Source organism: Janthinobacterium sp. (genome assembly GCF_009923995.1).
In the GTDB taxonomy this organism is placed as follows: Bacteria; Pseudomonadota; Gammaproteobacteria; order Burkholderiales; family Burkholderiaceae_D; genus Janthinobacterium.
In genome coordinates this window covers 91,038-109,024 of record NZ_RFSK01000005.1, presented here as the reverse complement: position 1 = coordinate 109,024, position 17,987 = coordinate 91,038, and the positions used below count along the sequence as shown (strand labels likewise).

The 17,987-nt window shown below is 66.0% G+C and carries 18 protein-coding genes; 6 read left to right on the top strand and 12 right to left on the bottom strand.

The genetic code is table 11. The features are described 5' to 3' along the window. Window position 1: 1 nt before the first annotated feature. The 6 genes from EBS11_RS04250 to EBS11_RS04225 all read right to left on the bottom strand — a co-directional run bounded on the left by EBS11_RS04250 (window position 2) and on the right by EBS11_RS04225 (window position 6,417). Window positions 2-1,030: an acyl-CoA dehydrogenase gene (locus EBS11_RS04250; RefSeq protein ID WP_290600799.1), complete on the bottom strand. Its 1,029-nt coding sequence runs from the start codon at window positions 1,028-1,030 to the stop codon at window positions 2-4. 144 nt (window positions 1,031-1,174) lie between these two features. After that, window positions 1,175-1,708 (bottom strand): hypothetical protein, encoded by a 534-nt coding sequence (locus EBS11_RS04245; protein ID WP_290600798.1) that lies wholly within the window; start codon window positions 1,706-1,708, stop codon window positions 1,175-1,177. A gap of 299 nt (window positions 1,709-2,007) precedes the next feature. Beyond that, on the bottom strand, window positions 2,008-4,101 hold the full coding sequence (locus tag EBS11_RS04240; protein WP_290600797.1) for a methyl-accepting chemotaxis protein: 2,094 nt from the start codon (window positions 4,099-4,101) through the stop codon (window positions 2,008-2,010). Window positions 4,102-4,158: 57 nt separating this feature from the next. Further along, window positions 4,159-4,941, bottom strand: a complete 783-nt coding sequence (locus EBS11_RS04235) for a TorF family putative porin (protein ID WP_290600796.1) — start codon at window positions 4,939-4,941, stop codon at window positions 4,159-4,161. Window positions 4,942-5,199: 258 nt separating this feature from the next. After that, on the bottom strand, window positions 5,200-5,622 hold the full coding sequence (locus tag EBS11_RS04230) for a hypothetical protein (RefSeq protein WP_290600795.1): 423 nt from the start codon (window positions 5,620-5,622) through the stop codon (window positions 5,200-5,202). Between the two features lie 96 nt (window positions 5,623-5,718). Continuing rightward, window positions 5,719-6,417: a FadR/GntR family transcriptional regulator gene (locus EBS11_RS04225; RefSeq protein WP_290600794.1), complete on the bottom strand. Its 699-nt coding sequence runs from the start codon at window positions 6,415-6,417 to the stop codon at window positions 5,719-5,721. A gap of 147 nt (window positions 6,418-6,564) precedes the next feature. On the opposite strand from EBS11_RS04225, the gene EBS11_RS04220 reads away from it, so the two are divergent. The 4 genes from EBS11_RS04220 (at window position 6,565) to EBS11_RS04205 (ending at window position 11,323) form a co-directional block, all read left to right on the top strand. After that, complete coding sequence (locus EBS11_RS04220) at window positions 6,565-7,368, top strand: (Fe-S)-binding protein (RefSeq protein ID WP_290600793.1); 804 nt, start codon at window positions 6,565-6,567, stop codon at window positions 7,366-7,368. Further along, the gene (locus EBS11_RS04215; protein WP_290600792.1) at window positions 7,365-8,081 is read left to right on the top strand and encodes an LUD domain-containing protein; all 717 of its coding nucleotides are present in this window, start codon (window positions 7,365-7,367) and stop codon (window positions 8,079-8,081) included. The genes EBS11_RS04220 and EBS11_RS04215 overlap by 4 nt, the downstream gene beginning before the upstream one ends. Beyond that, a complete protein-coding gene (locus EBS11_RS04210; protein ID WP_290600791.1) occupies window positions 8,078-9,523 on the top strand; it encodes a LutB/LldF family L-lactate oxidation iron-sulfur protein in 1,446 nt (481 codons plus the stop codon). The genes EBS11_RS04215 and EBS11_RS04210 overlap by 4 nt, the downstream gene beginning before the upstream one ends. Before the next feature lie 93 nt (window positions 9,524-9,616). Then, window positions 9,617-11,323: a lactate permease LctP family transporter gene (locus EBS11_RS04205; protein WP_290600790.1), complete on the top strand. Its 1,707-nt coding sequence runs from the start codon at window positions 9,617-9,619 to the stop codon at window positions 11,321-11,323. A 60-nt stretch (window positions 11,324-11,383) separates the two neighbouring features. On the opposite strand, the gene EBS11_RS04200 is transcribed toward EBS11_RS04205, so the two are convergent. The 3 genes from EBS11_RS04200 to EBS11_RS04190 form a co-directional block, all read right to left on the bottom strand. Beyond that, on the bottom strand, window positions 11,384-11,911 hold the full coding sequence (locus EBS11_RS04200; RefSeq protein WP_290600788.1) for an NADPH-dependent FMN reductase: 528 nt from the start codon (window positions 11,909-11,911) through the stop codon (window positions 11,384-11,386). Between the two features lie 111 nt (window positions 11,912-12,022). Next, window positions 12,023-12,199, bottom strand: coding sequence for a DUF3563 family protein (locus EBS11_RS04195; RefSeq protein WP_290600862.1), 177 nt, complete (start codon window positions 12,197-12,199; stop codon window positions 12,023-12,025). A 153-nt stretch (window positions 12,200-12,352) separates the two neighbouring features. After that, on the bottom strand, window positions 12,353-12,586 hold the full coding sequence (locus EBS11_RS04190) for a hypothetical protein (protein ID WP_290600787.1): 234 nt from the start codon (window positions 12,584-12,586) through the stop codon (window positions 12,353-12,355). A gap of 107 nt (window positions 12,587-12,693) precedes the next feature. Between EBS11_RS04190 and fucP the strand changes: the two genes are divergently transcribed. Continuing rightward, on the top strand, window positions 12,694-13,995 hold the full coding sequence (fucP, locus tag EBS11_RS04185; RefSeq protein WP_290600786.1) for an L-fucose:H+ symporter permease: 1,302 nt from the start codon (window positions 12,694-12,696) through the stop codon (window positions 13,993-13,995). 52 nt (window positions 13,996-14,047) lie between these two features. On the opposite strand, the gene EBS11_RS04180 is transcribed toward fucP, so the two are convergent. Next, window positions 14,048-14,941: a LysR substrate-binding domain-containing protein gene (locus EBS11_RS04180; protein WP_290600784.1), complete on the bottom strand. Its 894-nt coding sequence runs from the start codon at window positions 14,939-14,941 to the stop codon at window positions 14,048-14,050. Between the two features lie 161 nt (window positions 14,942-15,102). Here EBS11_RS04180 and EBS11_RS04175 point away from each other — a divergent pair, with 161 nt between their 5' ends. Beyond that, window positions 15,103-16,599, top strand: coding sequence for a succinate CoA transferase (locus tag EBS11_RS04175; RefSeq protein WP_290600783.1), 1,497 nt, complete (start codon window positions 15,103-15,105; stop codon window positions 16,597-16,599). A 75-nt stretch (window positions 16,600-16,674) separates the two neighbouring features. On the opposite strand, the gene EBS11_RS04170 is transcribed toward EBS11_RS04175, so the two are convergent. Then, window positions 16,675-17,046 (bottom strand): hypothetical protein, encoded by a 372-nt coding sequence (locus tag EBS11_RS04170; protein WP_290600782.1) that lies wholly within the window; start codon window positions 17,044-17,046, stop codon window positions 16,675-16,677. Between the two features lie 96 nt (window positions 17,047-17,142). Then, the gene (locus EBS11_RS04165) at window positions 17,143-17,805 is read right to left on the bottom strand and encodes a TetR/AcrR family transcriptional regulator (RefSeq protein ID WP_290600781.1); all 663 of its coding nucleotides are present in this window, start codon (window positions 17,803-17,805) and stop codon (window positions 17,143-17,145) included. Window positions 17,806-17,987 lie beyond the last annotated feature (182 nt).

The following is a 17,987-nucleotide window of genomic DNA, read 5'->3' as shown; positions in this document are numbered from 1 at the left end:
GTCAGAGCGCCCAGGGATGGTCTTCGGCACCGGCGACGATGCCGCCCAGCACGGCCTGGTCGCGTTCGGCATGGCTCTGGCGCAGGAACACGGGCAGGTCGGCCGCCAGGCGGGCAAAGCGCGCATCACGGCACAGCGGACCGGCGCCCAGGGCGCGCGTGGCCAGGTGCAGCACCAGGGTCGCCGCGTCTTCCACCGCCAGGCGCAGGCGCAGGGCCAGGCCCATGGCATCGCGCTGCGGATGGCGGTCGATTTCCGCCGCGCCTTCGCGCAGCAGGGCGCCGGCGGCGCGCAGCGCGCAGTCGATCTGGCCCAGTTGCGCCAGGCGCACGGGATCGGGGGCGGCGTGCTGGGCGCGCGCATGCAGGTGGCTGGCGATGGCGCAGGCGGCGCCATACCAGGCGGCCGCGATGCCGGCGCCGCCGTGCCAGAAGCCGGGCCGCTCCAGGTAGGCGCCCGGCGCGCCGACGGGAAAGACGCGCGCGGCGGAAAACGTCACGTCGACGCTGGCGCAGGCCGCCATGCCCACCGCGTGCCAGCCTTCGTCCGTGACGTGCACGCCGGGCTGCGCCAAGGCCACGGAGGCCAGGCAAGCCTGGCCATCGTCATTCCAGCAGCTGATCAAGGCATGGCTGAGGCTACTTGCCCCGGAACACCAGGCCTTGCGTCCATCGAGCAGGTAGCGCCCGTCGGCCATCTGCTGCAGCTTCACGCGCGCGCCGGGCATTTCCGCGCACCAGACGCCCCAGCTGCTACCGGCTGGCGCGCCGGGACCGTCGATTTCCGCCAGGATGGCCAGCGCATCGGTATGGCCTTCGTACAGCTTGAGCAGGGAGAGGTCGATGGCGGCCACGGCGGCCAGCGCCTGCCAGCGCTGCAGGGTGGCGCCATGGCCGGGCAGCGGCAAGCGGTCCAGCCCCGCGTCGAGCAGGCGCCGCAAGCCAGCGGCAGGGGAGAAATCATCCTCGTGCGGCCGCAGCAGGGCGTTCAGGGCGAGGCTGGACGGCAGGGAAAAGGCGGTGGACGACATGGCGAGCTCCTGTTTTTTCAACAGGATAGCTTTCTACTTTTGCAATGTATGTTCGCTTCTGCACATTCGCGATGCAAGAATGGCGAATGCCGGGGACGCGAGAGGAGGCCGCAGGGCCGGGCGATCCTGCGGCAGTGGCGGCGCTTACTGTTTTACATACAATGTGTCGGGCACGTAGTCGCTGCCGTTCCAGACGACGGTGTAGAGCTTGTTATTGCTCAACACCATGCCGCCGGCGATGGTGTATGCCTTGTGCATGCCATCGTCGTCGACGCAGGTGGAGCCGCTTTCATGGTCGGTGCACCGTTGCTGTTGGTCATTATGTATCACGTATTCCACGCCCGGCCCCGCCACGTTGAAGGTGTAGGCGGGGATGGACAGGGTGAGCTTGTCGATGCGCACGCTGGCTGCGACGTCGCTGCCGCTCAACTTGATCACGATGTCGGCCACGCCGTCCGGCACCGCGCCGATCTTCGCGCTCAGGGTTTCCGTGGCCAGCACGGGGCCGCTGCAGCCGGCCTTGAGGTAGGTCTCGGTGGCGGGCGTCAGTTCGAGTGCGCCGCTGCCATCGGCTTGCAGCGCGACGACCAGGACCTGGCGCTCATGGCCGTCGCATGGGGTTTGCCAGGTGCCCACATAGGCCGCCAGGGCGGGCGCATTGCTGATCGTGCCTGCCATGGAATTGCGTGCTTCGCTGCCCTCACCGCCGCAGCCAGCCAGGAGTGCGCTGCCGGAAGTCAACAATATTGCCACTGTTTTTTTCATGCCACATCCCTTTATGTCGGCAAGCATGCGTGCCGTAGGCGCGGGCCCAGTATAGAAGGAGGGATGGGGCGCAATTCTCACCGAATGTCTTCGCGGCTTGATTCTAATCAATATTTTTTTGGCATTGCCCGTATGCCGCCTTGCCGGCCATCGGGGCGGGGGCAGCCAGGCTGGCCGCGCCTGCCGCCGGCCTCGCGCGGCAGGCGCGCGGTTTAGAACTCTTCCCAGTCGTCGCCGGCCGGCGTCTTGGCCGGCGCGCGTTCGGCGGCGGCTGGCCTGGCGGCGGCCAGGCGCTTGCCGGCGGCGGGTGTTTTTACCGGCTGCATGCGCGGCGGCGCGGCGGGCGCCACTGGCGCCACCGCGGGCGCGGCCACCTGGCGCGCCTGTTCGCCCAGCTTGAACACGCTGACCACGTCCGCCAGGTGGCTGGCCTGGTCTTGCAGGCTTTCGGCGGCCGCCGCCGCTTCCTCGACGAGGGCGGCGTTTTGCTGCGTCACGCCATCCATCTGCGCCAGCGCCTGGTTGACCTGGGCGATGCCGTCGCTTTGCTCGGTGGTGGCGACGCTGATGTCGGCTATGATGGCGGTAACCTTGCGCACGCTGTCGACCACCTGTTCCATGGTGGCGCCCGCTTCATCGACGAGCTTGCTGCCGGCCGCCACCTTGCCGACGGAGTCGTCGATCAGCAGCTTGATTTCCTTGGCCGCAGCGGCCGAGCGCTGCGCCAGGTTGCGCACTTCCGTCGCGACGACGGCGAAGCCGCGTCCCTGTTCGCCCGCGCGCGCCGCTTCCACGGCCGCGTTCAGGGCCAGGATATTCGTCTGGAAGGCGATGCCGTCGATGACGCTGATGATGTCGACGATCTTGTTCGACGAGTCATTGATCGAGGTCATGGTTTCGATCACCTTGCCCACCACTTCGCCGCTCTTCTGGGCCACGCTCGAGGCGGAGGCGGCCAGCTGGTTCGCCTGGCGCGCATGGTCGGCGTTTTCCTTCACCGTGCCCGTCAGTTCTTCCACGGAGGCGGCCGTTTCTTCCAGGGAACTGGCTTGCTGTTCCGTGCGGGCCGACAGGTCGTTATTGCCTTGCGCAATTTCCGCGCTGGCCCGTGCCACGTTGTCGGCGCTGGCCTGCACTTGCAGCAGCACGGCGTGGATCTTTTCCACGAACTGGTTGAAACCCTTGCCGATGACGGCCAGCTCGTCCGTGCCCTTGACTTCCAGCTTGACGCGCAGGTCCGCGTCGCCGCTGGACAGGTCCGTCATGGTGCGGCCCAGGGTGCGCAGGGGGCGCGTCAGCTGGTTGACGACGAGGATCAGGATGCCGGCCGTGGCCGCCGCGCACAGCAGGGCGACGATGAGGGTGTAGGTCATCAGTTCGCGGGCCGAGGCGGTGGCCACGCTTTTCGGGAAGTTCAGCTCCACGCTCCATGGCGCGATGTCGGGGTGGATCTGCAGCGGCTGCAGCAGGTGGATGTAGCCCTTGTCATCCTCGTATTCATACGGCTGGCCCTGGCGCACCTTTTCCAGGCCTGCGGCCGGCACGTCGTCGGCCTTCTTGCCCAGGCGCTCGGGCACGGGGTGGCTGGCGTACAGGCCGCCGTTCGAGATCAGGGCCAGCTTGCCGCCCTCGATGACTTTCAGGCCGGCGAGGATCGTCGCCAGGCGCGTGAGCATGAAGTCGGCGCTGGCCGTGCCCTTGAAGCTGCCGTCGATCATGATGGGCGCGACCAGCGAGGCCATCAGCACATTCTTGCCGTCGACGGGGTAGATGTACGGTTCCGTAAAATACGTCTTGCCCGTGCGCTTGGGCACGTCATACCAGTCGTTGGCGCCCGGTTTCGGGTCGAAGACGATGGGTTCGACCTGCAGCTTGCCGCCGGCGCCCCGCGTCCAGTAGGGCATGAAGCGGCCGCTGGCGTCGTAATTCGGCTTCTGGTTGGCGAATTCCGCATCCTTGCCGTCGAGCGCGTTCGGCTCCCAGGTCACGGCCGAACCGAGCAAGTCTTCCGAGCTGGTCAGGGTGGCCTTCGTCAGTTCGTTGATCTGCTCGCGCTGCAGGGGCAGGTTCGCGCTTTTCGTGCCGCGCATGGCGCCGGCCAGGCTGGAGACGCTGGACAGGTTGCTGGCGATGCGCGCCTGCAGGGCGCCGGCCACTTCGCGCGCCGACGTGCGCGCCAGGTCCAGGGCGGCCGCCTCGGCGCTGGCGCTGCTCTTGTAGCCGATCACGGCGGCCGTGACGCCCAGGCTGAGGACGGCCAGCGCGGTGGCGGCGACGCAGATTTTACTGTTCAGTGAGAGTTGCATGATGCTGTTCCTTGGTAGGGAGGGATATCGGTGTCATGGGCGGCGCGGCTAGCGTGCTCAGAAAGTCTTGCTGACGGCCAGCACGAAGGTGGCCGCGGCCGGGTTCGAGGTGTCGAACTGCCCCGCGGCATTCGGGATGCCCAGCGTGTAATGGTCGTAGGCGTCGGTGGCGCCCCAGGCGCGCGTCACGGCGCCGCTCAGGCTCCAGCCGCCGTCGAAGGTGCGCGTGACGCCGGCCTTGGCGTCGCGCCAGTTCCACATGGCGTTGCCGGCGCCCGCCACCCGGCCATTTCCGGCGTGCAAGTTCAAGGTCCAGGCATGGCCCAGGTCGACATTCGCGCCCACGTCCAGGTAGCCCGTGCCGCGCGCATTGACGATGCCGAAGAAGTCCGGCGTGACCGTGCGGTTGTACTTGGCGTACAGCATCTTGTAGCTGAGGCCCAGCGACAGCTCGCCATAGTCGTACCTGACGCCCGTGGCGCGGTAGACGGCGCCCGGATACTTGTAGTAATACGCCAGCACGCTGTAGCCCAGCTCGCCTACCGTGCCGCTGTAGCCGCCGTAGATATCCCACTCGACGGTGGCATCCTGGATGTAGCGGTCGCTGACGGTGGACGCCCACGTGCCCAGCGACCAGCCGCCGGGCTGCGCATAGTCCAGGCCCGCCTGCAGGGCGGGCTTGCCCCAGGTCTGGCGAAAGCCGCGCGAGATGTATTGCGAGGCGAGGGTGGCATTGGCGCTGACGGTGGCGGCGGCATCGCCGGCTGGCGCCGTTTGCGCGTGCGCGGCCGGGGCGGCCAGCGCAGCGCAGCCCAGCAGGGTAATGAAAAGGGGATACATGATCGGTCGCATGGCAGTCGGCTCCGTATTTGCTGGCAGCGGCTGTCGCAGCGCGCTGTCCTGATGGTTGCAACGGCGGAAAGGACTTGGGTCGGGGCCGGAAGGTGATGCCGTCATGCACGCCAGGCGGCCGGCAGGCGGCCGCGAGAACATGCACACATTCTCACCAAACGTAACTGAAAGGATAGAGGCTGGGACTAGCGCAAGTCAATAAAGTTGCGACACGGAAATTGTAAGTTGTTGTTTAGTTGCACTTTTTCATGCGCTTGTCACAATCGGCGCGCCTCGGCAGGCGGCCTGGCGCAAGGCAGCCAGCAGGCCGGGCAGGGCGGCGAGCAGGACGGCCAGGTCCGCTTCCACCAGGTCCGCCTGCGCTTCCACGGCGCCCGAAGGCTGGCCCCACACCACTTTGGCGTCCAGCCGGGCGCTGGCGTCGAGGCCGGCAACGCTGACGATCAGGGCGACTTCTTCCGGCTGGTCGTCGGGAACATTGTCAAGAAGGCAGGAAATGCCGAAGTGGTACGCGAGGAAGGCTTCGGCCGTGCCGCTGGAAAAGGCGAACACGGAGGCCAGCAACTGCGGCGCGCCTGCGGTGAGCTGTGGCAGCTCCGCGCGGAACAGGGGCAGCAAGGTATTTTCCAGCTGGATGACCAGCGGGTGGGTATGGCTCAGGACGGTCATGGCAGGATGAAATCAATGGCGGCGCGCGATGGTAGCAGTTTTCGCCGCCGCCGTGGCCCGCCGTCGGTGCGGCTGTCATTGGTCCTACCAGTGGCCTCAGTCGTCGTGGGCCACGCGCGCGCGCACGAAGTCGATATGGCTTTGCATGGCCGTGCGCGCCTCTTCCGGCTGCTGCGCGCAGATGGCTTCGCACAGCGTGCGGTGCTGCGACAGCAGTTGCAGCGAAGTGGCGTCGTCCTGCTGGCGCAAGCCCGTGCCGTTGAGCGTGATGTGTTCGCGCAGCATGCCGATGATGCTGGTGTGCAAGTGCAGGAACATGGTGTTGTGCGACGCTTGCGCGATGGTTTCATGCAGGCGCGCATCGGCCTGTGCCTCGCCGTGCTTGTCGTCGTCCGCGCGCGTGCGCTCCAGTTCCACCAGCAGATCCATGATTTGCGCGCGCTCGCCCGCGCTGGCCCGCTGCGCGGCAAAGTAGGCCGTCGCCCCTTCCAGCACGCGGCGAAATTCCAGGATGTCGTCGCGCAGGGCGGGGTGGTCGGCCACCAGCTGGCTCCACGGCGAGGCCATGCCCGTACGTAATTGATCCGTGACAAACACGCCGGCCCCGCGCCGGCTGCGCACGAGGCCGCGCGCGGCCAGGCGCTGCACCGCTTCGCGCACGGTATTGCGCGACACCCCGTATTGCTGCGCCAGCAGGCGCTCGGCCGGCAGCTGCGCGCCCGCCGGCAGGCTGCCGTCCAGCAAGGCCGTTTCCAGCCTGCGCATCACCGTCTCGACCCTGCCCCGCGTTTGCATGCCTGTCGCCATCGTCCCGCCTGTTGTTTTAAAGTGGTCCGAGCAATTTGAAGTGCCTCCCGGAAGCTGGAATTATGCGTGAACCAGTCATTCTTAACAACACACAGCGGCGCCGCAGCAGCACGCAGGGCGCCGGGAGACACCGTCATGCAGCCAGACCCGCGCCAGCCACGCCACATACCGCGCCGCTATCCACCCGCACCGCTTCAGGTGTACCTGTTCGCCACCTGCCTGGTCGACCTGTTCGTGCCGCAGGCGGGACTCGATGCCGTGCGCCTGCTGGAGCGGGAAGGCTTGCTGGTGCATTACCCACGCGGCCAGAGCTGCTGCGGCCAGCCCGCCTACAGCAGCGGCAATCCCGAACAGGCGCGCGCCGTGGCCCGCGCCCAGCTCGACCTGTTTGCGCAGCCCTGGCCCGTGATCGTGCCGTCCGGTTCCTGCGCCGGCATGATGCGCCACCACTGGCCGCAGCTGTTTCAGGACGACCCCGTGGCCGGCCCCAGGGCGGTCGAGCTGGCCGAACGCGTGTATGAGCTGAGCGAATTTCTCGTCTGCGTGCTGCAGCTCGACCTGGCCGGCATGGCCGCTTCCGCCCAGGCGGATGAAAGCGTGGTGCTGCATACCTCGTGCGGCGCGCGCCGCGAAATGGGCACGCGGGGGCACGGCGTGGCCCTGGTCGACGCCTTGCCCGGCGTGACGCGCATCGAGCACCAGCGCGAATCGGAATGCTGCGGCTTCGGCGGCACGTTTTCACTGAAACACCCGGATATTTCCGGCGCCATGGTCAGCGACAAGATCGCCTCAGCCTGCGCCACGGGCTGCGACCGGCTCGTCTCGGCCGACTGCGGCTGCCTGCTCAATATCGGCCATGCGGCCCGGCACCAGGGCGCGCCGCTGCCCGTCGAGCACCTGGCCAGCTTCCTGTGGCGCCGCACGGGAGGTGCGGCATGAGCGCCGCCTTGAGCGCCCGCGAACGCATGCTGGGACGCCTGCGCGCGGCAAAGCCTTCCGCCCCAGAGGCGGTGGATGCCATCGATGCCGCCATCGACCGCCACTACCAGGCGCGCCGCGCCGCGGCACCGCTGCCGGCGCGAGACAGGATGGCGGCCATGCAGGCCGCCTTGCGCGCCGCGCATGCGGAAGTTGACTGCGTGTCTGGCGACGCCTGGCCCGCCCTGCTGGCGCAGCGCCTCGGCGCGCACGGCGTGCGTCGCCTGCTGTTCGATACCGCCAGCGCCGAGGGACAGGCCTTGCGCGCCACCTTGCCGGCTGGCGTGGAGGCGCTGGCGTTCGGGCGTCCGCTGGCCCAGTGGAAGGGCGAATTGTTCGACACCATCGACGCGGGCTTCACGGTCGCCCGTTCCGGCATCGCCGCCACGGGCACCCTCGTCATCGCGCCCGACGCGGCCGCACCGCGCACGGTGTCGCTGGCACCGCCCCTGCACGTCTGCCTCGTGTATGCGAGCACCCTGCACGTGGACCTGCACGCGGCGGCGCGCGCCGAGCGCTGGGCCGATGGCATGCCATCGAATCTGGTGCTGGTATCGGGTCCTTCGAAAACGTCGGATATCCAGCAGACGCTGGCCTATGGCGCGCACGGCCCGCGCTGGCTGTGGGTGCTGCTCGTCGATGATTTGACTGCCCAGGAAGGAGGCCGGCCATGAACGCCAAGCCCATGCAATTCGTCAAGCCGGCGGACTTCCATGCGCGCGCCCGCGCCGCGCTGGACGACCCGAAACTGCGCCAGAGCTTTCGCGGCGCCATGGATTTTTTGCAGGACAAGCGCAGCGCCCAGTTCCCCGACGGCGACGAGCTGGAACGCCTGCGCGACATCGGCGAAGCCGTGCGCCGGCACGCGCTGGCGCGCCTGCCCGACTTGCTGGTACAGCTGGAAGACAGGCTGACGGCGGCCGGCGTGCAGGTGCACTGGGCCGAGGATGGCGAGCAGGCCAACGCCATCATCCACGCCATCGCGAGGAGCAAGCAGGCGACGCGCTTCATCAAGGGCAAGTCGATGGCCAGCGAGGAAATCGAGCTCAATCACTACCTGGAAGCGCGCGGCATGTCCTGCCTGGAGTCGGACATGGGCGAATACATCGTGCAGCTGGCCGGCGAAAAGCCGTCGCACATCGTCATGCCGGCCATACACAAGACGAAGGCGGACATCGCCGGCCTGTTCGCCGAGCACATCCCCGACGCGCCCTACACGGAAGACGTCGACAGCCTGATCCGGACGGGGCGGCGCGCGCTGCGCCAGGCCTTCGTCGAGGCGGACATCGGTCTGTCCGGCGTGAACTTCGCGGCGGCCGACACGGGCACCCTGTGGCTGGTGGAAAACGAGGGCAATGGCCGGCTGACGACGTCCGTGCCGGAGGTGCACATCGCCATCATGGGCATGGAAAAAGTGGTGGCCAAGCTGGAGCACATCGTGCCGCTGGCCAGTTTGCTCACGCGTTCGGCCACGGGGCAGGCCATCACCACGTATTTCAACCTGATTTCCGGCCCGCGCCGTGATGGGGAAATGGATGGCCCGCGCGAGGTGCACCTGGTCCTGCTCGACAACGGCCGCAGCCAGGCCTACGCGGACGAGCAGCTGCGCGCCACCCTGCAATGCATCCGCTGCGGCGCCTGCATGAACCACTGCCCCGTCTACACGCGCATCGGCGGCCACGCCTATGGCACCACGTATCCGGGGCCGATCGGCAAGATCATCTCGCCCCACCTGCTGGGGCTCGATGCGACGGCCGACCTGGCGACGGCGTCGAGCCTGTGCGGCGCCTGCGGCGAAGTGTGCCCCGTGCGCATCCCGATCCCGCAATTGCTGGTGCGCCTGCGCACGGAAGCGAACCGCAATCCGCAGGAACAGGTGGCGCATCCGCTGCGCGGGCAGGGCGCCAAATTCAGCCGCGGCGAAAGCCTGGTCTGGCGCTTCTGGAGCGGCGCCTTTGCGCGCCCCGCCAGCTACCGCCTGTTCCGCTGGGCCGCCACGCGGCTGCGCGCGCTCACGCCGGGCAGGCAGCTGGGCTGGACGCAGCACCGCAAGCCCCTCGTCCCGGCGCCGCGCAGCCTGGCCGACCTGCTCGATGCAAGGGGGCAGGCGGAATAGCCAGGCCCCGCAAGCCCGTAAAAAACACGCTGCACACAATTACATCAAAAGCCGTTTTTTCACTCAACCCGCATCCACCGGAGGAGACCCGACATGCACACCTGGACCCAACTTTACACACCGCTCGGCAGCTTGTGGCTGTCGTCGCTGGCGGCAGCCGTTCCCATCATTTTCTTCTTCATCGCCCTGGCGGCGCTGCGCATCAAGGGCCACGTGGCGGCCGCCGTCACCCTGGCGCTGGCGCTGGCCGTGGCCATCTTCGCGTATGGCATGCCCGTGCCGCAGGCGCTGGCGGCGGCCGGCTACGGCTTCGCGTATGGCCTGTGGCCCATCGCCTGGATCATCGTCACGGCCGTCTTCCTGTATAAAATTGTCGTCAAGACGGGGCAGATCGAGATCATCCGCGCTTCCGTGCTGTCGGTCACGGACGACCAGCGCCTGCAGGTGCTGCTGATCGGTTTTGCCTTCGGCGCCTTCCTGGAAGGGGCGGCCGGTTTCGGCGCGCCCGTGGCCATCACCTCGGCGCTGCTGGTGGGTCTGGGCTTCAACCCCCTGTATGCGGCGGGCCTGTGCCTGATCGCCAATACGGCGCCCGTGGCCTTCGGCGCCATGGGCATCCCCATCATCGTGGCGGGGCAGGTGACGGGCATCGACCCGTTCCTGATCGGCGCCATGGCGGGCCGCCAGCTGCCCCTGCTGTCGCTGCTGGTGCCGTTCTGGCTGGTGTTCATGATGGACGGTTTTCGGGGCGTGCGCGAAGTGTGGCCGGCCGCGCTGGTGACGGGTTTCAGCTTTGCCGTGACCCAGTACTTCACGTCCAACCATATCGGCCCCGAGCTGCCGGACATCACCTCGGCTCTCGTCAGCCTGGTGTCGCTGACCCTGTTCCTGAAGGTGTGGCAGCCGAAGAATGCGAAAGTGGCCCATGCCGTCGGCGGCGGGACGGCCGCGCTGTCCGGTTTTGGCGGCGGCAGTGGCAATGGGACCGTGCGCGGCGGCGGCAGTCGCGCCGCCTCGCCGTACACGACGGCGCAGACCATGCGCGCCTGGGCGCCGTTCGGCCTGCTGACGGCCATCGTCACCGTGTGGAGCCTGCCCGGCTTCAAGGCCCTGTTTGCGGCCGGCGGCGCGTTGTCCAGCCTGGTCATCAAGATCCACGTACCCTATCTGGACCAGCTGGTGATCAAGACCATGCCCATCGTGGCCGCGCCGAAGGCGTATGAGGCCGTGTTCAAGCTCGACCTGCTGTCGGCCGTGGGCACGGCGATCCTGCTGACGGCCGTGCTGTCGATGCTGATGCTGCGCATGAAGCCGCGCGACGGCTGGAAGGCCTTCGTGGAAACCGTGGTGGAATTGCGCCGTCCCGTGCTGTCGATCGGCCTCGTGCTGGCGTTCGCCTTCGTGGCCAATTACTCGGGCATGTCGTCCACCCTGGCCCTGCTGCTGGCCGGCAGCGGCGCCGCCTTCCCGTTCTTTTCGCCGTTCCTCGGCTGGCTGGGCGTCTTCCTGACGGGGTCCGACACTTCGTCGAACGCCTTGTTCTGCTCCCTGCAAAACACGACGGCGCACCAGATCGGCGTGTCCGACACCCTGCTGGTGGCGGCCAATACGACGGGCGGCGTGACGGCGAAGATGATCTCGCCCCAGTCGATCGCCGTCGCCTGCGCGGCGACGGGCCTGGTGGGCAAGGAGTCGGACCTGTTCCGCTTCACCCTGAAGCACAGCCTGCTGTTTGCCATCATCATCGGCGTGATCACCATGCTGCAGGCGTACTTGTTGACGGGCATGATTCCGCACTGAGGCCAGTGCGTAGAAGTACGTAGTAAAACTAGATGATTTTTCCGTAAAACGTGCAGAGGGTCATGAAAATGACCTGACGCACTGCAGCATGCCGAGGATGGCCTGGCGCAATGCCGGGTCGGCGGCGATGCCTTCCGCATCGAGTCCCGATCCCAGCAGGGGCAGGCTGATGCAGGCGTCGTCGATCAGGCGTGCCGACATGGTGCCCACCGTTTCGCGCAGGGCCGCCTGCGCATGCGTGGCGCGCGGCGAGGCGTTCAGCAGCACCAGCGGCTTGTCGATGAACGATTCATTTCCCACCATCCAGTCCAGCGCATTTTTCATGGGGCCGCTCACGCCGTGCGCGTATTCGGGGCTGGCCAGCATCAGCACGTCGGCCGCCAGGATGGCGTCGCGCAGGGCCGTCACGCCAGGCAGGCTGTCGGCGTCGAGGTCGGGATTGAACAGCGGCAGGGTACCGAGCCCCTGATAGATGCGGATGTCGAATGACGCCGGGGCAAGCTTGGCGATGGCGCGCAGCAGGGCGGTGTTCAGGGAGGCGGCGCGCAGGCTGCCGGCGATGGCGAGGATGGAGAGAGGTGTGTGCATCCCGCCTGTATAGCCCATCCCGTGCTCAAGCGCAAGGCGAGCAGGATGGCGCTATCGATATTGCAACAGCCGGTGACGGGCTGCGATGAGTGGCCGGGTACTGCGGCACTCTTAACGGCTCAGGCCGCTCATCCAGCTCGGTTGGGGGTTGGCGCGGGCCAGTTCGCGCATGCGGTATTCCAGGTCGTAGCGGTCGGTCGATTCGGCCAGGTAGGCTTCTTCATAGGCGCGTTCGCGGTGGTCGCTGTTTTGCGCCAGCCATGTGCCGAGGCGTTTCGCGGCGTGCACGAGGGTGGCGACGATATTGTTGTTTTGCGTGGTGTGATAGGTAAATGCGGTAGACATGGCAAACTCCTGTGAGTGGCGTGCCGCGATATGCTGCACTGCAACATAAGTATACCAATCCCAAGATATAAGGCTACTTTTGATTTCAAATGTCAGCTATTCATTTTTGAAATAACAGGCGCGAAAGCTGCGCATTGCGGGGCTTTCGGGCATAATGCGGGCGCCGTACCGTAGTTTTACTACAAGACGTTTTTGCCAGGACGTTGTTTTCAGACGCGGCCCGCAGCCGTGCTGTACGCAAAAACTACGTTCCGGCGAGAAATGCCCGGCCGTGCGCCTGTCGCGCCAGGCATGGCGCCATGCCTGCTGCGCATTATTGATGGCAGTCATGGCCTGCGCTGATGTCTGGCGCAAGTGCTTGCGCGTTCCGGTGCCGCCTCGATGGCAGCGCTGCCTGCCTGGCAAGACAAAACTTGGATTTGAAAAATGGAGAAGGTATGGAATACGTAAAGCAAGGCCAGGGCGTACAGTCCGCACGGGCCGGCACGCAAAACAATACGGGCGCCCTGATCATTGTCACGGTGCTGTTTTTCATGTGGGGGTTGTTGACCTCGCTCAATGATGTGCTGATTCCCCATCTGCGCTCGATCTACACCCTGACCTACGTCCAGGCGATGCTGGTGCAGTTCTGCTTCTTTGGCGCCTACGCCATCGTTTCCCTGCCGGCCGGCATGCTGATCAAGCGCATCGGCTACCAGCGCGGCGTCGTCGCGGGCCTGCTGATCGCCGCCGCCGGCTGCGCCATGTTCTATCCCGCCTCCACGGGCAGCTACGCGCTGTTCCTGCTGTCCTTTTTCATCCTCGCGGCCGGCATCACCGTGCTGCAGGTGGCCGCCAATCCCTACGTGACGGAACTGGGCGACCCGCAGACGGCGTCGAGCCGCCTGACCCTGACGCAGGCCTTCAATGCGCTGGGCACCACCGTGGCGCCGGCGCTGGGCGGCATGCTGATCCTGTCGGGTACGGTCCTGACGGTGCAGCAGTTCGACCTGCTGCCGGCCGCCGAACAGTTGGCCTACCGCGCCAAGGAAGCGGCCGCCGTGCAGGGCCCTTACCTGGCGCTGGCCGCCACCCTGGTGATCCTGGCCGTGCTGTTCGCGCTGGCAAAATTGCCGAAGATTTCGCATGCGGACGATGCGGCCAGCCTGGCGCAGGCCGCGCACAAGGTGTCGATCTGGTCGCACCGCCACCTGGTGCTGGGCGCCCTGGCCATCTTCCTGTACGTGGGCGGTGAAGTGAGCATCGGCAGCTTCCTGATCAACTTCATGGGCGAGAGCCATATCGCGGGCCTGAGCCACGCCGATGCCGCCTATTTCGTCAGCTATTACTGGGGGGGCGCCATGCTGGGCCGCTTCGTCGGCTTTGCCGTCATGCGCTATGTCAGCCCGGGCAAGACCCTGGCCTTCAATGCCGCCGTCGTCATCGCGCTGATCCTCGTCGCCGTGTTCTCCAGTGGCCACACGGCCATGTGGTCGCTGATCGCCGTCGGCCTGTTCAATTCCATCATGTTCCCGACCATCTTCAGCATGGCCTTGAACAAGCTGGGCGCGCAGACGGGCCAGGGCTCGGGCATCCTGTGCATGGCCATCGTCGGCGGCGCCATCGTGCCGTTCATCCAGGGCTTCCTGGCCGACCACATCAACCTGCAGCTGTCCTTCCTCGTGCCGGCCCTGTGCTACACGTTTATTTTGTACTTCGGCTGGAAGTACGCCAGCATGTACAACGACGACGCCAAATAAGCCGCGCTGTCGCGATCAAGCAAAAGGGTGGCCTCGGCCACCCTTTTTTACGTCAGTGCGCGAACGGCGTGCCCAGCACGTCCTGGCACACTTCGAGCCAGGCGCGCGCCGCATGCGACAGGTAGCGCCCGCTCCAGATATGCGCCACCTGCCACGCCACTTCCGGCTCGACGATGCGTACCGCCTCCAGCGGCTCGCCGGCCAGCCGGTGGATGAACGGCTCCGGCAGCAGGGCCACGCCCAGGCCGGCCGAGGCCATCGCCACCAGCCAGTCCCATTGTCCGCTCTGCGCGGCGATCGTCGGCGTGAAACCCGCCTGCGCGAAATGCTGGCGCAGGCTGCGCGTGAGGGCAAACTCGTCTTTCAGCAGCACCAGCGGCAGCCCGGCCAGCGCCTTGAAGGGCAGGGTCGTGCGGTTTTTCTGGAACGTGCCCGGCTCGGCCAGCGCCCAGATCGGGTAGCTGGCGACGGCCACCGTCACGAGATCGAGCTCCGGGTCGGCCGGCAGCACGGTCATGCCGATTTCCAGCTCGCCCCCCGCCACCTTGCGCTCGATCTGCTGGCCCGTGTCTTCCTGCAGGGTCAGGCTGATGTTCGGGTGGCGCGCGCGGAAGGCCTTCAACACGGGCGTAAACAAGACATTGATCATGGGCGGGATGCCCACCGTCAGGCTGCCGCGCTGCAGCGCCTGCGTATCGCGCACTTCCAGCGTCAGCTGGCGCATATTGGCCAGCATTTCCTGGCCGTGCTGGTAGACGATGCGGCCCGTGTCCGTCAGGGTCAGCTTGCGCCCGTCGCGCACGAGCAGTTGGGCGCCCACCTCGTCTTCCAGCTGGCGCACCATCTTGCTGATGGTGGACTGGGTCAGGTGCAGCGATTCGGCCGCCTGCGTAAAGCTCGACAGGCGCACGGTTTCCACGAAATAGCGCAGGGAACGGATATCCAAGATGGGTGCTCGGCGTTGGCAAAACATGAAAATATCGACTGGATGTAGCGAAATTAATTCATGCCATGCATATAGCCGGGATTTTATACTGAATCCACTTATGGGGCTGGTGTATGACAGCCATCCAGTTTGAGAATATTAAGAAGATCAGGAGCATCACGATGTACGAGGACCGTATCCGCCACCCAGGCTTGCTCAGCAAAATCATGAGCGCCGATGAGGCAGCCAAATTGTTCCACAACGGCATGCGTGTCGGCATGAGCGGCTTTACCCGTGCCGGCGACGCCAAGGCCCTGCCGCGCGCCCTGGCCGAGCGCGCCCTGCAAGATCCATTGAGCCTGACCCTGATCACGGGCGCCTCGCTGGGCAATGGCAGCGACGGCCTGATGGCCGAGGCGGGCGTGCTGGCGCGCCGCATGCCGTTCCAGGTCGATCCCGTCTTGCGCGGCAAGATCAACAACGGTGACGTCATGTTCATCGACCAGCATCTGTCGGAAACGGCCGAGCAGCTGCGTTCGGGCAACCTGGCGGCCGTCGATATCGCCGTCATCGAAGCGACGGCCATCACGGCCGCGGGCGCCATCATCCCGACCATGTCGGTGGGCAACTCCGCCGCCTTTGCCCAGCAGGCCACGCAAGTCATCATCGAAATCAACCTGTCCACGCCGCTGGCGCTGGAAGGCTTGCACGACATTTATATTCCGCAAACCCTGCCGGGCCGGGAACCGATTCCCCTCACGCGCGTCGACCAGCGCCTGGGCAGCACGGCCATCGCCATCGACCCGGCCCGCATCGCCGCCATCGTCATCACGGACAGTCCCGACAGCCCGTCGAACGCCTTGCCGCCCGATGCGGAAACGCAGGCCATCGCCGGTCACGTGATCGCCTTCCTGGAGGGCGAAGTGGCGGCCGGGCGCATGGGGCCGGAATTGCTGCCCCTGCAGGCGGGCATCGGCACCATCGCCAACGCCGTGCTGCACGGCCTGATCGGTTCGCCTTTCCGCAACATGACGATGTATTCGGAAGTGCTGCAGGACAGCGCCATCGAGCTGCTCGATTCGGGCCAGCTGGCGTTCGCCTCGGCCTCGTCGATCACCCTGTCGGCGCCCGTGCACCAGAAGCTGATGGACAATATCGACCACTACCGCTCGAAGATCGTGCTGCGCCCGCAAGAGATCAGCAACCACCCGGAAATCGTGCGCCGCCTGGGCATCATCGCCCTGAACACGGCGCTCGAGTTCGATATCTACGGCAACGTCAATTCCACGCACGTGTGCGGCACGCACATGATGAACGGCATCGGCGGCTCGGGCGACTTTGCGCGCAACGGGCAAGTGTCGATGTTCGTGTCGAAATCGGCGGCCAAGAGCGGGCGCATTTCCAGCGTCGTGCCGATGGTGTCGCATGTGGACCATACGGAGCACGACGTCGACGTGCTGGTGACGGAATGGGGGTATGCGGACTTGCGCGGACTGGCGCCGCGCGAGCGGGCGCCCTTGATCATCAAGCGCTGCACCCATCCCGATTACCGCGCCCAACTGCGTGCGTATTACGATGCAGCATGCCAGCGCGGCGGGCACACGCCGCATATCCTGCAAGAGGCGCTGGCGTGGCATACGCGCTACCAGGAAACGCAGAGCATGCTGGCAGCGGGATAACGGGTCTGCATCGATAAATGCGAGGCAGGGCGAGGGCAGGGCGGTGCGGTACCGTGCCTGCCCTTTTGCGTTTTCTTAGTACATGTGCAGCGCCTTGGCGCCCAGGCCCAGCAGGGCAAACGTGGTGGTGGCCTGGATGCCCATGAACCACAGGAAGTGGGTGTGCATGTGCTTGCGGATGTCGCCCAGTTCCGTGCGCAGGACGTGGCAGTCGCCGCGCAGGTCGCCGCGAAACTGCGTCAGGTCGGCGCGCAGCAGCTGCGATTCGTCGCGCAACTCCGTGCGCACGTTGTCGAGGCCATCGCCAAGACGCTGTTCGAGCGTCTTGAACCATTGCCGGTCATGTTCCCGGTCCGTTTCCAGTTTTGTCAGCCGCGCTTCCATACGGACAGCATTGTGCGCGCTTTGCTGTTTGTCAAGCCGGTCCGTGGCATAGGCTTCGTTCATCTCACGCTCCTTCGCGCCAGCCGTGCTGCACCAGCGCAGGCGGCTTCACTCCACTGTCCGCCTTTTCCGCCGGTGCGGTTTGCGCTGGATCAAACGTCAGGCAGCCGGCGCAAAGCGCAGGCGGATGCCTGCCGTGACGACGGCCAGCAAGTCGTCAATATGCGCGTTCATTTCCGGGTGCGGCGTCCACGGGTCGCCCGCATCCATGACGATGCGCAGCGACACGAGGCCGTGCAGCGATTGCCAGAAAATCTGCGTCATGGCATGCAGGGCGGCCTCGTCGTGGCGCACCTGGCCTGCCTGCGCCAGCTCGCCGAACAGGTGCAGCGCGTAGGCATACGGGTCTTGCTCGATATTGCCGTGCTCGACTTCGACGGCGTCGATTTCCGCGTGTGGGCGCAACTCCATGAAGATCAGCGAGTACTCGTCGGGGTGCTGGAAACCATACTCGATGTAGGCGCGCCCGACGAGGCTGATGCGTTCCCACGGGTCGGTGCTGCCGGCGCAGGCATCGCGCATGGCGCGTACCAGTTCCAGCAAGTCCTTGTCCATGGCCTGGGCGATCAGGGTGGCCTTGTCGCGGAACAGCGCGTACACGACGGTGGTGGAAAATCCGGCCGCTTCGGCCACCTTGCGGATGGAGACGGCGCGCGCGCCGCCCTTCTTGATGAGATCCTTGACGACGTCGATGATGTGCTCGCGCCGCGCCTGAGCCTCGCGTAACTTTCTTTCCTGAATATTAGTTAACTTCTTGTCCACGACTCTTTCCTGGCGACTCTATGAAAGCAAGAATTATAGGGCTGCCGTGCATTGCCAATGTGTCTGGCATTGTTACAAATCAGATTTTTGTCCAGTAGATGCGACAGCTGGCCGATTTTTCGTGCTTTTGCCCGGTGCTTTGCCATCGATGCCCCGGATTGGTGCACAAATCTGGCTGCCAG